A 15,419-nucleotide genomic window follows, 5' to 3' on the forward strand; every position below is an offset into this window, starting at 1 on the left:
AAGGTATTTTAAAGTCTTTGTATTATTATATACACTATGATATAATTTTCAAATGAAGAATTATTAAGGCTTTATTTTAATAAAATATACTAAATTATATAAATTTATTTGTTAGTTGATGAGGAGTGAGATAGCATTGGCAAAAATAATAGCCATAGCAAATCAAAAGGGCGGTGTTGGAAAAACCACAACAGCTGTTAATTTGAGTGCGTGCTTGGCGTATAAGGGTAAGAAAGTTTTAGTAATTGATATAGATCCTCAAGGAAATACAACCAGCGGACTTGGAGTAGATAAGCAAGCACTGAAACAATCGGTGTATGATGTTATTATAAATGATGAGGCTATTGAAAATACTTTAATAAATACATGTGTAGATAACCTTATGTTATGTCCATCTAATATTCAGCTTGCAGGTGCCGAAGTTGAGCTTGTTTCAGTAATATCAAGAGAAAACAGATTAAAGGCAGCCTTATATTATATTAGAAAAGAATATGATTTTATAATAATTGATTGTCCACCGTCACTGGGACTTCTCACACTCAATTCATTAACTGCATCAGATACAATTTTAGTTCCTATTCAATGTGAATATTATGCATTAGAAGGACTTAGCCAATTAATGAATACGGTTAAACTTGTTCAAAAGCACCTTAATCCTGAATTGGATGTTGAAGGGGTAGTTCTTACTATGTTTGATGCCAGAACAAATTTATCAATACAAGTTGTTGAAGAGGTTAAAAAATATTTCAGAAACAAGGTTTATAGAACTATTATTCCGAGAAATGTCAGATTAAGTGAAGCTCCAAGCTTTGGTTTGCCAATAATTTTATATGATGCAAAATCAAAGGGTGCTGAATGCTATATTGATTTGGCAGAGGAAGTTATTGAGTATTCTGAAGAGGTGATATAGAAGATATGATTAAAAAAGGATTAGGTAAGGGTTTAGGCGCATTAATAACAAATGATTCTATAGAAGATAGTACCGGAGTTGTTGAATTAAAAATAAATGAAATTGAGCCTAATGCAGGACAGCCTCGTAAAAACTTTGATGATGAAAAGTTATTGCAGCTGTCTGAATCAATTAAGCAGCATGGGGTTATCCAGCCTATTATTGTTAAGAAAAAAGAAAATACTTATACAATAATAGCCGGCGAAAGAAGATGGAGAGCAGCTAAATTAGCGGGTGTTACTACAATACCGGCTTTAATAAAGGAATATACCGAGTTGCAGGTTATGGAAATTGCACTTATTGAAAATCTTCAAAGAGAGGATCTGAATCCAATTGAAGAAGCTGATGCCTTTATTAATCTTATGAATGAATTTAAGTTGACACAAGAACAGATAGCAGAGAAAATAGGCAGAAGCAGGTCTGCAATTGCCAATACCATGAGATTACTTGGGCTTTCAAAGGATGTAAAGAGGTTTATTATTAGCGGAGATTTAACAAGCGGACATGCAAGGACACTGGTAATTATTGAAAATGAGGAGCTGCAGAAAACTGCTGCTGAATATATTATCAATAATAAGCTTAGTGTAAGAGAAACCGAAAATTACATAAAAACCCTTTTAAATAAAAAAGAGAAAAAAAATAATTTTAAAAATGATAACCCGGAATATAAATATGTTGAGGACAAATTAAAAAATATTTTAGGAACAAAGGTTAAATTACAAGCCAATAAAAACAGAGGAAAAATCACAATTGAATATTATTCTAATGATGAACTTGACAGACTATTGGATTTTTTTTACACGAAGTCTTAAAAAAGCGGCCTTTTAAAATGGATTTTAAGACGTTATTTCCATATAGCTAATATAATATGTATTTGAAGTGTAGAATTGGCTTAAAATTTAAAATATAAACATATAGAACATATGATGCTATAAGTTGCATTTTAAAATTAATAGAATTGAAGTTATAAGTATTTGATGGGATTGAATCTAAATAATGAGGGGTAACAGCAGATGAATGATTTTTTTAATAATATTCTGGGCATGCAATTTGAAATACAATTATTATTTATAGTTTGTTTTTCCTTTATAATAATCAATTGTATTTTATTACTGCTAAATATAAAAAAGACTAATAAAATAAAAACTAAATACAGCAGATTTATGAATGGGTTAAGTGACAGAAACATAGAAGAGTTGTTAGATACATGTCTGAACAATGTTAATTCGGTAAGTATGAAGAACAGAGATATCGAATTGAAAATAAATAATATAGAGAGAAATTTAATGCAATGTGTTCAGAAGGTTGGAATTATAAGATTTAATGCTTTTGATAATGTTGGAAGTGATTTGAGTTTTGCTATTGCACTGCTTGATACTAATGACACAGGTGTGGTAATCAGCGGAATATATGCAAGAGATAGTTCTTCAACATATGCAAAACCAATAATGTCAGGGAAATCAAAATATTCGTTATCCGCTGAAGAGATACAAGCTATAGATATCGCGAAAAAGACAAGTATAGAGAGAAATTATACAAATAATTAATGAAATTTTATTATTCCGTTATTTTGGAATATGGAGGCAATGAGGTTATGAACTTGAAATTTACCAATCATAAAGATAGTAAAAACGAAAAAAAACAAATATGGATATATGCTCTTATTTTATTTACAGGAGCTTTTATAGTGCTATTACTGACTGCGTATAGTCAGGTAAAATTCCAGAATAATATTAGTGAGTATCAAAGTAAATTGTCTACAGAGGAAAAGGCTAAGATTAATGTAGTAACTGATTATAATGCAGCTGTTAAGGAAATTGACAGACTTACAGATGAGGTTGAGTCGCTGAGAAATAAGCTGGTTGAATCAGAACAGAGCTTGGCTTCAGAGGAGAGCAAAGGTCTTGAGCTAAATACAAAATATACTGACACAATAGTATGTAATGATTTACTGCTTACTGCGTATGAGGACTACAATAAAAGCGATTATATTAACTGTGCTATAAAGCTTAAATATGATATAAATACTGCTCTGCTGAGCACGAAGTCCAAGGAATTATATGATGATCTGGTATCAAAAAGCTTTAAAAAAGTATCTCAAAGTCTTTATACGGAAGGATACAGGAGCTATAAAAATAAAAAGTATGATGATGCAATACAAAGCTTAAGCAGAACTATTGATTTTGCACAAAAGGATGATTATTTTGTGGATGATGCATATTTTTACTTGGCAAAGAGCTATTATAAAACGGAAAAGTATAATGAAGCAAAAACTTTAATTAGTTCATTTATTGATATTTATCCAGATAGTACATTTGTTGATTTAATGAAGGAGCTATACAATAAAATGATATAATTCTGCAGTTACTAAAAACAATTACGGTTGAAAGACTTACGGAAGCCGCGGTTATTCAGCTGATAGTAATTGACTTATTCGACAAAAAAATCAGTGTATAGCATTAAAACTTATTTATAAAATATATGTTTTTCTGCAAGAAATTAATATATTTAAGCGGCTTAATAGAAATGCTTGGAAATGTTTTATAGCTAAGTTTTTAATTAAAGTATTGACAAATATCCTGATTCATTGTAAAATAAAGTTCGTTGCGTAAGAAAATACGGAGAGATGGTCGAGTTGGTTTAAGGCACCGGTCTTGAAAACCGGCATAGGTGTGAGCCTATCCAGGGTTCGAATCCCTGTCTCTCCGCCAATTGTATGCTGACTAAAGTCAGTTATGAGTTTAAAATAGCCGATAGTAGTTGTTTTAATTAAATAACAGTCAATATATTAAAAATGGAGAAGTACCCAAGTAGGTCGAAGGGGGCGGTTTGCTAAACCGTTAGTAGGAGCAATCCTAGCAAGGGTTCGAATCCCTTCTTCTCCGCCATGATTTATACAAAAAGCCTGATTTTATCAGGCTTTTTGTTGTTTAGGGGAAAAGAAGGATTAAAGCTTCCAGCATAGATGTAAACCACGCAGAATATATTGATTTATTTGGCATGAAGGTCAATAACAAGCCTGTACTCAGTAAGGAAGAGATACTTTTAAAAATTAATGACACCAAAAATCCGGAAAGTATATTTACAGGCTGATTGAGTGTTAAGATAAATCTTTAATAAGTAGCTGTCAATTATCAACATATACATATAAAAGTGTTTATAAGAATTTAATTTAAGATAGAAAATGTGGATTAATTATCTCTTTTTAACTTGTATATTGCTTACCATCAGATACGATAGCAATACTACTATAATTCCGCAAACTATAGTGTTTATATTGCCATATGTGTGCCGTATCATAGAAAACCCGTTATATAAGTTAACTATAGATAAAAATGCACCTGCTATTGTTATAGGTACTCCTGAAAAGACATTATTAAATGTAGTGACATTGTACCTTGCAAGCCTGTATGCACCTGCAATAGGGTAAATTACAGCAAGAAAATACCCTAAAAAGCCTAAATTGAAGAAACTAATCTTCCAAGCTATAATAATTGGAGCAACACCAAATGAAATCACATCTGATAAAGAATCTAATTCTTTACCCAATTCACTAGTACAATCCAACATTCTGGCGGCCTTCCCGTCAAATCTATCAGTTAATGCTGCAACCATAACTAGTAAAGAGGCTTGTATTAATTCATTCTTTATAGTAAATAGTAAAGCAAAGATACCGAGTGATAGATTCATAAATGTTAATAGATTGGGTAATGAATGCATAATTTTATTTTTCAATGAGATTCACCCTCGACTTTTTAAAAAATTTGTAATACAAAAGCTTAATAATATATATAAAATAATTTGAGGATTCCTATATTTATGAGGAAATATTTTTTAATAAAAAATAAGTAAATTTAATCCTCTGCCTATAAGAACCCTAAAAATTTTATAATATTAATTATATTATCCTAATGCCAATTATAATCTATATTATATATATATTTTATATATAATATAGATTATAATTAATATTAGCAAAATTAACAAGTAAATTAGTCATAAGCAATACATTATACGTTAATGCTAGGTGAAATGTTCGATTAAGACTGATAATTTAGCTACAGTTTTTTCACTTCTTAACAAATTAAAAATTATGAAGAAAGGCAAGGTTTTATTTAATTGAATAAGTTCAAATATGTTTTTTTTGATTTAGACGGAACCTTAATTGACACAGTTCCTCTTATATTAGAATCCTTTGATTATACTTTTTTGCACCATTTTGGAGAAACAAGACCAAAGAAAGAAACCATCAGTTATATAGGGATGCCTTTGATGGATCATTTAAAGGATATTTACCCCGGTAAAGAGGAGGAATTGGCAAAAACTTACCGTGATTATAATGAAAGGAAGCATGACAATAGTATAGCTATATTTATTGGTATATATGATTTAATTAAGGCATTATATGAAAAGGGAATAGTATTGGGAGTGGTAACCTCGAAAAGGCAGGAATTAGCTATAAGGGGGTTAAGGATTTTTAATCTTATGGACTATTTTCTATTTGTAAACGGATCAGAAGCCTCAGAAAAGCATAAACCTGATGGAGAGCCGCTTATAAAAGCGATGGAAAGGGCAGGTGCGAAAAATAAGGAAGAAGTATTATATGTAGGTGATAGTCCATTGGACATACTGTGTGCTAAAAATGCGGGAGTAAAAAGTGCAGCTGTAGCTTGGACGTACAGTCCTATATCTGATTTAAGAAGGGTAGAGCCGGATATTTTTATTGAAAGGCCTGTTGATTTGCTAAAACATATTACATAGGGTAAAACATAGCTCCCATATAAAAAGTAAATTGGTGCTCAAATGACATGTGAATAGTAAAATATTAAATATTGAATAATTAGCTACTTTTTAACTAAAGATAAAATCACATTTTCTATATTTATAGGATTCCGATTAATGTATAATCAATCGGATTTTATAAATATTATATTGGAGTGATTTTATGGCTAGGACAATTGTAGCTATTTTTGAATTTTTTGATAGTGCTGAAAAAGCAGCCTATGAAGTGAGAGACAAAGGGCTGAGAACAGACAATATATCAATTATTGCTAAGGAAAACGGAAATAAAGCATATTACAAATCAAATAATAAAGACGGGAATATGAAATTAGCGGATAGTGAAATAATCCCATATACTGTAAGTAAGAGAGAAAGAATAACAGATGGTATAATAACCGGTGGAATCATAGGAGGAATACTTGGAATAATTATCGGCTCAATAAGCATGTTTATGCAAAAATTAGTTTTTTTTGCTGCCGTCGGGCCTGTATCAGGCTTACTTTTTGGATTTGCTCTAGGTGGAATTATTGGAGGCTTTACTGATGTTAAAATTCCTGAACAAAAAAAGAAGATATATGAGGATTTAATTTCAAATGGCAATGCGCTTTTTAGTATGAAGGTGGACGAGGATAGAATGGAATCAATTATTAAGATAATAAAGGATAATGGAGCTTTGTTAGTAGAAAAATACTAAAAAACATATTAAATCAATAAAATATTTGAGAATATTTCCATTTATGTATAAATAGTATAATAATGGGTCAATCATTTATTATATCTATTATAATAAAGGAGAAGTTTATGGAAATATCTTTAGACAAATCAATAAGCAGGGTTGTTAATGCAGAAACAGATATCCTCGAAGCTGAAAAAATAAATTTGTTATCAGAAATAAAAAAGGTAAAATGTGATTTGGCCGATGCTTATAATAATTTTAATTTTGTATCGGATACATTACTTGTAGACTATTATACTTATCAAATTAAAACCTTTGAGGTAAGATACGAATACCTTATCAAACTGGCAAAATCAATAGGATTAAATAATATATAAATATTACTGAAATTAATTGCGTTCTCAAGCCTTTAAGAGCTAAAATATCAAAACGATATTTTGGCTCTTTTTATAATAAAGCTATGTTTTTTAAATTGACATTATTAAAAAGGTTTAATTAATATTTATAGAATATATTGTACACCCCAGAAATATATTTAATAAAGACAAACTATATTGGTGACTAAAATTCAATTATGGCGATAGCAGTTGGTATTATTTTTAAAGGGGTGACAAAATGAACGCAGTGAAATTAGTTAAAAAATTATTAATTAACACTGTATTGGGAGCAGTTTTACTGGCAGTTATAAATTTTATAGGACTTTATTTTAATTTTTATATAGCCTTGAATATATATTCCGCTTTGATTATTGGTGTTTTAGGAGTTCCCGGTTTGGTTCTATTGATTTTTTTGAAGTTTATGATTTGAACATAAAAGATGGTATTTATTGTATGTATCAAATAATAAGGACTATTTTTATCTATTTTAATATTTAACCGTCCTTCCTTTATATCACTGCTTTGCACATATTCTGAAGCTGTGAAAGCTGAATATTTAATTTTAAAAAATGAAATTAAAAATTTAATTCTACAAGTGTTTTCGTATTCATATAATTTATTAGCGAATATTACAAAAATCAAATATTATAGTCTCAAATTACGCAGTGCTGAATATTAAAAAACAAACGGATGTAGATTATGGCTCAACTGCTGATATATCCGCTTCTTCACATTTTATTGCCGTTATACGGCTTATGGAGGTTAAAATGCATGAATTGGAAAGCCAGCTTCAGGAAAATTATGATATTAAAATAAATAGTATTACTAACTACAGGGATATGTTTATCGCCAGTACCAATAATGGCAAAAGACTGATAAAGTTAACAGCCTTGAAGCCTGAAAGAGTATATTTTATCGCTGAGGTTAAGGAATATTTATTGAACAACGGGTTTGAAAATATAGATAAAAGCATATATACAAATACAGGTGTTCCATTTATAACTTATAATAATCAGACTATATATATGAGCAATTTTATTGACGGCAGAGAATGTAACCTTGATAACAGGGAGGAAACAATAAGAAGCGCTCGTTTGCTGGCAAATATGCACAAAGCATCAAAGGGCTGTATATGCTCGGAAAACAGCATTTCAAGAAGTGAGCTTGGCAAGCTTCCTGCTTGCTATAGAAAGCGGTTGGACGAGATTAAAAAGCTTAAGAAGAACGCTCAAAAGGGAAAGCTGAAGTTCGATAATCTAATGTGCCAGTACGTTGATTATTTTTATGAGCAAGGAGAAAAGGCTATTAATATGCTTGACAATTCGGAGTATTTTGAATTAGTTGGTGATGCTGAAAAAATTAAAAACATATCTCATCATGATTTTAATCATCATAATATTTTTGTTCAAGATAAGGAAATGTATCTGATTAATTTTGAATACTGCTGCTACGATTTGAAAGTATATGATTTAGTAAATCTTTTAAGAAGGAAAATGAGAAAATGTGAATGGAATATTTTTGAAGCATTTAATATTATTAATGAGTATTGTAAGATTGAACCCTTGTGTGAGGGTGAATTTGAACTGATGAAAATTATGTTTACGTTTCCCCAGAAATTTTGGAGGGTTGTTAACAAGTATTATAACAGTAAAAAGGGCTGTACGGAAAAAAGCTATATATGCAGATTGCAGGAGGCCATTGATGAAATACAATACTTGAGTATTTTTCTGGATAAATTTAAATCAATTTAATTAATTGCGTGAAATAATAATTATTTAGCTATAAAATTTATGCAGGTGAAAAATACTCAACAAGAAATAAAACGACAATATAAGGTATCTGATGCTAAAGGCAGATATAAATATTGCCGCTTTTATTTTCTTGAAATGCTTATCTTTCTTTAGAATAACCCTATAATAGTTCCATCCTCCTGAATATCTATTTTTTCTGCCGCAGGTGTTTTTGGAAGCCCGGGCATAGTCATGATATCACCAGTCAATACAACTATAAAGCCCGCACCTGCAGATATGCGGACTTCCTTTACAGTAACGTCAAAGTCTTTAGGACATCCCAGCATGGAAGCATTATCCGAAAGTGAATACTGGGTTTTTGCCATACAAACAGGAAGCTTGTCAAGTCCCATTTCTTCAATTTTTGCAATGGCTTTTTCTGCGGCAGCTGTATATATTACATTATTTCCTCCGTAAATTCTGGAAACAATGACTTGAACCTTATCCTTGACAGGAAGATTAATATCGTAAATAGGGGCAAAAAAGGAAGCGGTGGAATCCAACAGCTTGACGAGCTTATTTGCAAGCTCAATACCCCCTTCTCCGCCCTTTAAAAATACATCTGAAAAAGCCACTTCCACTCCCAAAGCATTGCATTTATCTTTTACCAGCTGAATTTCCCTTTCTGTGTCAGTGTCAAAATGATTGATAGCTACAATAACTGGAATTCCAAACATTCTAAGATTTTCTATATGCTTCTTAGCATTTGAAAAGCCTTTTGAAAGAGCATCTATATTTTCTGTTTTCAGATTTTCTTTACTTACTCCCCCATTGTATTTAAGAGCTCTTATAGTGGCAACAAGGACTGCTGCATCGGGCTTAAAGCCTGCAAAGCGGCACTTTATATCAAAAAATTTCTCTGCTCCCAGATCAGCACCGAAGCCGGCTTCGGTAATAACATAGTCTGAAAGCTTTAAAGCCAGTTTAGTGGCAGTAATGCTATTACAGCCATGTGCTATGTTTGCAAAGGGTCCCCCATGCATGATGGCAGGAGTGCCTTCAAGTGTTTGTACAAGATTTGGTTTAATTGCATCCTTAAGAAGCAGAGCCATCGCACCGTCAGCTTTTAAATCTTTAGCGGTAACAGGAGCTCCGGAATAATTATAGCCGATAATTATTCTTCCAAGCCTGTTTTTCAAATCTGTTATATCAGAGGAAAGACATAAAATAGCCATAACTTCTGAAGCGACGGTTATATTAAAGCCGTCTTCTCTCGGAAAGCCGTTGATTTTTCCTCCAAGACCTACTATTATGCTTCTGAGAGCTCTGTCATTCATGTCCATACAGCGTTTCCAAATAATTTGACGCGAGTCTATGTTTAAGGAATTTCCCTGATGCAGATGGTTGTCTATAGCAGCGGAAAGAAGGTTGTTTGCTGCTGCAATGGCATGCATATCCCCTGTAAAATGCAGATTGATATCTTCCATAGGAACAACCTGAGAATAACCGCCGCCGGCAGCACCTCCTTTAATTCCCATCACAGGACCTAAGGATGGCTCTCTGAGAGCAATGGAAGCATTTTTCCCTATCTTGGCCATAGCTTGTCCCAAACCGACTGTAGTAGTGGTTTTGCCCTCACCGGCAGGGGTAGGATTAATAGCAGTAACTAAAATCAGCTTTCCGTCTTTATTTGTTTTGACTTTATCCCATAATTTATCTGAAAGTTTGGCCTTATATTTTCCGTATAACTCCAAATCATCCTCTTCAATTCCCATTTTTTCCGCAATCTTAGTGATATCCAGCATCTTGCAGCCTTGAGCAATTTTTATATCAGTAAGCAATGTAGTTCTCCTTATTATGATAGATTTAGGTTGATTGAGGTAACCTATAACCCTTAATTAATTGTATATTTATACAGTAATAAGCTGTATAATCGTTTCATCAGATAGGGTGTTCTCGTTGTTCTTGAGGCTTTAAACCTTGTATTTGAAAGACTGATGCCTCTGGTTTTATAAACAGTTTACGAATAAGTCAGATATTGATTCTTTCAGGGTAATTCCTTACTAGAAAACATTATATATCTTAACAGATAAATAATTCAACAAAATTGAGTAATTTGGTGGCATACTATTCACAAAGGGTCATTAAAAGGCATAAAATGGAAGTAAGATGATATAGTTTTAACCTTAAGCACCTACATATTTTTCATAACCGCTCAAAGTAAAAAAAGATACTGCAGATTCAAAATAACAGAGGCTGCAGCAGTTATTATGTACATTGAATTTTATGTTTTACTTAGGGTTAATTACATGCCGGAAAAAAATTTATAATATAAATTTGAAATAATGGCATACTAAGCTAAGAGGGGAAGAAAAATATTATGCAGAAAATTGAAATAGGCAACTTGGTTTATAGGAAGTCATATGAGAAAGATGTTCTTTTCAGAGTTTCGGACATAATATTTGATGATGGTAAAAAAATATTTATATTAAAAGGTGTGAATGTAAGATTGCAAGCTGATGCAGAGGAAGATGATCTGGATATTATAGGGTATGATAAGAATAAACTGTCTGGAAATATTTATTAGAATATCCCGTAAACCTATCAAAATAAGCAATATCAGATATATGTAGCAAAAAAGTACTTGACATGCAGCCTGTTCGCTTGTATAATATAATATTTTTGACAAGAATCAAATTTTGTGATATAATTAATTAAACTGATGAAGAGGTGATATCATGATAGATAGAGGAGAACTTTTTCAGATAAAAAGAGATATTGAAGGTTGTATCGGTGAAAAGGTACAGCTCAGAGCGAACAAAGGTCGCAAAAAATCTTTTATTAGAGAAGGTGTTCTTGAAAATACTTATCCAAGTATTTTCGTGGTTAAATTCGAAAATGCATATGATAATACCAGAAGGGTTTCATATAGCTACACTGATGTTCTTACAAAGGCAGTTGAATTAGTTGTATATAAAGATGATAAACAGATTCAGGTATGCTAAGATTACATGACATTTTTGTCAGCAGGTATGTTAAGGAATTAACACCCCTACAACTCATTATCATAAGCTTTCTGAGAAAACTTAAAAATATAATTTGCAAAAAAGAGACTTCTAAATATTGAGTCTCTTTTTTGTTTATAATATTCGATATGCAATGTTTCTGATGGAAATACAGGTTATCCTGCAGCGGGATAATTTGTTTTCGCTTTATGGTATATTTCCATGATTTTTAAAATATATATTACTTAGCATAATCATTTTGTTTGTTAGGTATTATCTAAAAATACGAAATGCTACTTTTGAAATGAGGAGGATGGAGAAATGTCTCTGGAGTTGTTAAAAGAGGCCTTTAAGGTAAATAATTTATTAGGTGAGGATACAATTCAGACTGTTATCGATAATGATATAATTGTTCCGGATACAAAGCCGGACATCGCCAGGGTGCTTCTTCTGGATGGTGATGTTTTTATAACCGGCTGTGATGCAGGTACTGACAGGGTAGTTATATCAGGCTGTATCATGTGTAAAATACTTTACATATCTGATGATGAGACAAAAAGTGTTAAAGGTATTGTAACAAATATACCTTTTTCTGAAACAAGTGATATTTCAAATGTAAGGAGCGGAATGAAGTGCAGGACTAAGGCAATAATTGAGCATATGGATTACAATTTGCTGAACGGAAGAAAAATAAATGTAAAAACAATTTTATCAAAAAGTGTAAAGGTGTATGATGAAATTGAGAGAGATATATCATCTGATATAGTCGGAGTAGATGATATACAGGTTTTAAAAGATTCTGTATCCTTGAATACCTTTCTCGGCAGCAATAAAGTCAATTTTATAATTAAAGAAGATTTGGAGCTTCCTTCAAGTAAGCCTACCATCAGCGAAATAGTCAGAAATGATGTAAAGATATCAAATAAGGATTTTAAAATTGCTGACGGGAAAGTTTTTGTAACCAGTGATATAGGAATTTCTACGTTATATGTTGCAGATGACGAGGAAAGAAGTTTGCAGTTTATGGAAAATGAATTGGTATTTAATCAGTTTGTTGAATTGGAAGATGTAAATGAAGACACAATTGTGGATGTTGACTATGATTTAGTAGACTATAAAATTGATGCGGCAGAGGATGCGGATGGGGAGCTGAGATTGATTAAAGCCGAAGTAGCACTGAATATATATGCTAATGGGGTTTACCAGAAAACAATCGAAGTTTTATCTGATGCATACAGCCCTAAGTCGAGAATTGCTTTGGAAAGACAGCAGCTTAGCCTTGATGAGGTCTTTTCCGAAAACAGAAGCCAGATAGTTATCAGGGATACTGTGGCTCTTGATGAATGTAACCCGGAGGTTTCGGAAATATTCAATGTTTTGTGCAAATATAATGTGTCAGAAAGCAGAATTGAGGATAACAAAATAGTTATTGAAGGCTCTATAGAGAATAATATTTTATATTTGGCAAATAATGAAGAGCAGCCGGTATTTTGTTATAAAAAGGAGATACCCTTCACGCATGAGATTGAAATGAAGGGTATCAGGAGCAGTATGGCTACTGATATTTCCTTGGAGGTTGAGCATTGTAATTACAGTATGATAACCTCGGATCAGGTTGAAATTCGAAATGTTTTAGGAGTAGAAACAAGGGTTCAGGCTAAAAAAACAGTGCCAATTATTAACAGGGTAAATGAAAATATACTTGATGACAGAAAGGTTATGTTATTGCCCAGTGTTATAATTTATATTACACAGCCGGGGGATAGCCTGTGGAAAATTGCAAAGAAATATGGAACAACTGTGGAGGATTTAATGAAAACAAATAACCTCGCAGAGAGAGAGGCTTTAATACCGGGGCAGCAAATTATAATTCTTAAAAAGGCAATCTGATAAATAAAACGGAAAGGTTCTTGAAAATAATCAGGAGCCTTTTTATTTTTTTAAAATATACTTGATTATTCGTAGGCTAGGCTTATCAAAATGTATTTTTATTTAAAAAATTTAATTAGTGACAAGACGAAAAGCAGATGATGATTGATTTTTATTGATATTAGATTGTACTTTGTATATAATATACTTAAATATTATAATTAAAGGATTTTTGTTAATGATTTCGTTAGAAGCAAATGCCAAGATAAATTTATCTCTGGATGTTTTAAATAAAAGGGAAGATGGATACCACAACCTGAGAATGATTATGCAAACAGTACAGCTACATGATACCATAACTATTCAGAAAATTCCATCAGGTGTGGAAATAGACTGTGTTGCTTCATATGTCCCGAATAATAACACAAATATAGCCTGTAAGGCAGCTGCGGTAATGATTGATAAATATAAACTGGATGCGGGTGTAAGGATAAAAATAGATAAAAAAATTCCGGTTGCTGCTGGTCTTGCCGGAGGGAGTGCAGATGCTGCTGCGGTTATTAAGGGAATTAATTCTATGTTCAGTATAGGAATAAAGCAGGACGAGCTTATGAAGGTCGGCAGAACAATAGGGGCTGATGTGCCGTATTGTATAATGGGCGGTACGGCCTTGGCAGAGGGAACAGGTGAAAGGCTTACTGTATTGCCGGTTCTCAGAGGGATTCCGATATTGATTATAAAACCCAGAATTGGCGTCTCAACAGCATGGGTTTATAAAAGTCTGAAGCTTGATAAGGTTGGGAGCAGGCCGGATACGGAAGCACTTATTTCCGCAATAGAAAATAGAGATATTAAATTTATTGCTGATAATATGAGGAATGTATTGGAAAGTGTAACAATTGCAAAGTATCCGGTAATAGAGAAGATCAAAAGAGCTCTTCTGGACAAGGGTGCTGTGGGAAGTATGATGAGCGGAAGCGGTCCGTCTGTGTTCGGGATATTTGAGGATGAGGAAAAGGCTCAAAATGCTTATAATAAAATGAAAAAAAGTATGAATGAGTGTATATTGACCTATACTGCATGATTGACAAGTAAGCTGTGTAATAGGAGCAATTCTGCCCGTAAAAAAGGGCCTTGAGTGTTAACAATAGCGAACCGCTGTGAGGCAGAGGTTCATCCAGGTGCTTTAATATAAATTTTTTGCCGGTACTCGGCGTGGAGGTTAATTTAATGGCAAACAAATTATCGAAAATAAATCTAAATGACTATAAGCCATTGAGAGAAGTAATTTTTAATTCACTAAGAGAAGCTATAATAATTGGAGAATTACGTCCCGGAGAAAGGTTGATGGAGGTACAGCTTGCCGAAAAAATGGGTGTAAGCAGAACTCCTGTAAGAGAAGCCATAAGAAAGCTGGAGCTTGAAGGTCTTGTAAACATGATTCCGAGAAAGGGTGCGCATGTAGCTGAGCTTTCTGTTAAGGATATAATGGATGTGCTGGAAGTCAGAGCTTCCTTGGACGGTCTGGCAACTGCCCTTGCGGCAGAGAGAATTACTGATGATGAAATGAAGGAACTAAGATTTATTAATGGACAATTTACTACTTATATTGAAAAAGAAAATATTAACAGCTCTATAAAAAAAGATGCGGAATTTCATGATATTATATACAAGGCTTCCAGAAATGATAAGCTGATAGCTATATTAAATAATCTCAGAGAGCAGGTTCAGCGATTCAGGGTTATATATATAAAGGATTATAGCAGCCCCAAGAACTTGATAAAGGAGCATAATGATATTTTTGATGCAATGGAAACAAGAAATACAGAGGCAGCAAGAGGTCTTGCAAAAACACATATAATTAATCAGGAAGCAACAATTTTGAATTCCTTGAAATTACAGAAAAAATAATACTTTCTGCTAATCGTTTGCAGACATTTTTTGTTTTTTTGTATATAATTATTATGATTACTAAAATTATATATTATAAATTATTATTTACTAAAGGCATTAAGGAATTAAGAAGATATT

The 15,419-nt window shown here is 32.4% G+C and carries 16 protein-coding genes and 2 tRNA genes; 16 read left to right on the top strand and 2 right to left on the bottom strand.

The window, feature by feature from the left end:
- The first annotated feature begins 136 nt into the window (after positions 1 to 136).
- The 6 genes from LY28_RS04020 to LY28_RS04045 all read left to right on the top strand — a co-directional run bounded on the left by LY28_RS04020 (position 137) and on the right by LY28_RS04045 (position 3,837).
- Positions 137 to 910, top strand: coding sequence for a ParA family protein (locus tag LY28_RS04020; RefSeq protein WP_110460897.1), 774 nt, complete (start codon positions 137 to 139; stop codon positions 908 to 910).
- Positions 911 to 915: 5 nt separating this feature from the next.
- Complete coding sequence (locus LY28_RS04025; protein ID WP_110460898.1) at positions 916 to 1,761, top strand: ParB/RepB/Spo0J family partition protein; 846 nt, start codon at positions 916 to 918, stop codon at positions 1,759 to 1,761.
- A gap of 201 nt (positions 1,762 to 1,962) precedes the next feature.
- Positions 1,963 to 2,496 carry a DUF4446 family protein gene (locus tag LY28_RS04030; protein WP_110460899.1) on the top strand — a complete coding sequence of 178 codons (534 nt, stop codon included), beginning with the start codon at positions 1,963 to 1,965 and terminating at the stop codon, positions 2,494 to 2,496.
- Between the two features lie 47 nt (positions 2,497 to 2,543).
- A complete protein-coding gene (locus LY28_RS04035; protein WP_110461101.1) occupies positions 2,544 to 3,305 on the top strand; it encodes a tetratricopeptide repeat protein in 762 nt (253 codons plus the stop codon).
- A gap of 264 nt (positions 3,306 to 3,569) precedes the next feature.
- Positions 3,570 to 3,660: transfer RNA gene (locus LY28_RS04040), tRNA-Ser, on the top strand.
- 85 nt (positions 3,661 to 3,745) lie between these two features.
- Positions 3,746 to 3,837 (top strand) — tRNA-Ser (locus LY28_RS04045).
- A gap of 307 nt (positions 3,838 to 4,144) precedes the next feature.
- On the opposite strand, the gene pssA is transcribed toward LY28_RS04045, so the two are convergent.
- Entirely contained in the window at positions 4,145 to 4,684 is a 540-nt protein-coding gene (gene pssA / locus LY28_RS04050) for a CDP-diacylglycerol--serine O-phosphatidyltransferase (protein WP_110460900.1), read from the bottom strand.
- A gap of 384 nt (positions 4,685 to 5,068) precedes the next feature.
- Here pssA and LY28_RS04055 point away from each other — a divergent pair, with 384 nt between their 5' ends.
- From LY28_RS04055 to LY28_RS04075, 5 genes are all read left to right on the top strand, one after another.
- Positions 5,069 to 5,710 (top strand): HAD-IA family hydrolase, encoded by a 642-nt coding sequence (locus tag LY28_RS04055; protein ID WP_110460901.1) that lies wholly within the window; start codon positions 5,069 to 5,071, stop codon positions 5,708 to 5,710.
- A gap of 184 nt (positions 5,711 to 5,894) precedes the next feature.
- Positions 5,895 to 6,425, top strand: coding sequence for a hypothetical protein (locus tag LY28_RS04060; RefSeq protein ID WP_110460902.1), 531 nt, complete (start codon positions 5,895 to 5,897; stop codon positions 6,423 to 6,425).
- Between the two features lie 107 nt (positions 6,426 to 6,532).
- Complete coding sequence (locus tag LY28_RS04065) at positions 6,533 to 6,784, top strand: DUF2508 family protein (protein WP_110460903.1); 252 nt, start codon at positions 6,533 to 6,535, stop codon at positions 6,782 to 6,784.
- 238 nt (positions 6,785 to 7,022) lie between these two features.
- Complete coding sequence (locus tag LY28_RS04070) at positions 7,023 to 7,214, top strand: pro-sigmaK processing inhibitor BofA family protein (protein ID WP_110460904.1); 192 nt, start codon at positions 7,023 to 7,025, stop codon at positions 7,212 to 7,214.
- A gap of 337 nt (positions 7,215 to 7,551) precedes the next feature.
- Entirely contained in the window at positions 7,552 to 8,535 is a 984-nt protein-coding gene (locus tag LY28_RS04075; RefSeq protein WP_110460905.1) for a CotS family spore coat protein, read from the top strand.
- Positions 8,536 to 8,684: 149 nt separating this feature from the next.
- On the opposite strand, the gene LY28_RS04080 is transcribed toward LY28_RS04075, so the two are convergent.
- Complete coding sequence (locus LY28_RS04080; protein ID WP_110460906.1) at positions 8,685 to 10,355, bottom strand: formate--tetrahydrofolate ligase; 1,671 nt, start codon at positions 10,353 to 10,355, stop codon at positions 8,685 to 8,687.
- A gap of 539 nt (positions 10,356 to 10,894) precedes the next feature.
- Between LY28_RS04080 and LY28_RS04085 the strand changes: the two genes are divergently transcribed.
- The 5 genes from LY28_RS04085 to LY28_RS04105 all read left to right on the top strand — a co-directional run bounded on the left by LY28_RS04085 (position 10,895) and on the right by LY28_RS04105 (position 15,299).
- A complete protein-coding gene (locus tag LY28_RS04085) occupies positions 10,895 to 11,101 on the top strand; it encodes a sporulation peptidase YabG (protein ID WP_110460907.1) in 207 nt (68 codons plus the stop codon).
- 151 nt (positions 11,102 to 11,252) lie between these two features.
- Complete coding sequence (locus tag LY28_RS04090) at positions 11,253 to 11,519, top strand: Veg family protein (protein ID WP_110460908.1); 267 nt, start codon at positions 11,253 to 11,255, stop codon at positions 11,517 to 11,519.
- Positions 11,520 to 11,840: 321 nt separating this feature from the next.
- Positions 11,841 to 13,409, top strand: coding sequence for a DUF3794 and LysM peptidoglycan-binding domain-containing protein (locus tag LY28_RS04095; RefSeq protein ID WP_110460909.1), 1,569 nt, complete (start codon positions 11,841 to 11,843; stop codon positions 13,407 to 13,409).
- 220 nt (positions 13,410 to 13,629) lie between these two features.
- On the top strand, positions 13,630 to 14,472 hold the full coding sequence (gene ispE / locus LY28_RS04100) for a 4-(cytidine 5'-diphospho)-2-C-methyl-D-erythritol kinase (RefSeq protein WP_479692068.1): 843 nt from the start codon (positions 13,630 to 13,632) through the stop codon (positions 14,470 to 14,472).
- Positions 14,473 to 14,618: 146 nt separating this feature from the next.
- Positions 14,619 to 15,299, top strand: a complete 681-nt coding sequence (locus LY28_RS04105) for a GntR family transcriptional regulator (protein WP_110460911.1) — start codon at positions 14,619 to 14,621, stop codon at positions 15,297 to 15,299.
- Positions 15,300 to 15,419: the final 120 nt, after the last annotated feature.

It is taken from the genome of Ruminiclostridium sufflavum DSM 19573 (genome assembly GCF_003208175.1).
GTDB lineage: Bacteria > Bacillota > Clostridia > Acetivibrionales > DSM-1351 > Ruminiclostridium > Ruminiclostridium sufflavum.

Bases quoted from the DNA above. Each gene is read 5' to 3' on its own strand.
- LY28_RS04025 (WP_110460898.1), top strand. From the start codon at position 916: ATGATTAAAAAAGGATTAGGTAAGGGTTTAGGCGCATTAATAACAAAT.
- LY28_RS04075 (WP_110460905.1), top strand. From the start codon at position 7,552: ATGCATGAATTGGAAAGCCAGCTTCAGGAAAATTATGATATTAAAATA.
- LY28_RS04035 (WP_110461101.1), top strand. From the start codon at position 2,544: ATGAACTTGAAATTTACCAATCATAAAGATAGTAAAAACGAAAAAAAA.
- LY28_RS04085 (WP_110460907.1), top strand. From the start codon at position 10,895: ATGCAGAAAATTGAAATAGGCAACTTGGTTTATAGGAAGTCATATGAG.
- LY28_RS04070 (WP_110460904.1), top strand. From the start codon at position 7,023: ATGAACGCAGTGAAATTAGTTAAAAAATTATTAATTAACACTGTATTG.
- LY28_RS04090 (WP_110460908.1), top strand. From the start codon at position 11,253: ATGATAGATAGAGGAGAACTTTTTCAGATAAAAAGAGATATTGAAGGT.
- LY28_RS04065 (WP_110460903.1), top strand. From the start codon at position 6,533: ATGGAAATATCTTTAGACAAATCAATAAGCAGGGTTGTTAATGCAGAA.
- LY28_RS04030 (WP_110460899.1), top strand. From the start codon at position 1,963: ATGAATGATTTTTTTAATAATATTCTGGGCATGCAATTTGAAATACAA.
- LY28_RS04105 (WP_110460911.1), top strand. From the start codon at position 14,619: ATGGCAAACAAATTATCGAAAATAAATCTAAATGACTATAAGCCATTG.
- LY28_RS04095 (WP_110460909.1), top strand. From the start codon at position 11,841: ATGTCTCTGGAGTTGTTAAAAGAGGCCTTTAAGGTAAATAATTTATTA.
- LY28_RS04060 (WP_110460902.1), top strand. From the start codon at position 5,895: ATGGCTAGGACAATTGTAGCTATTTTTGAATTTTTTGATAGTGCTGAA.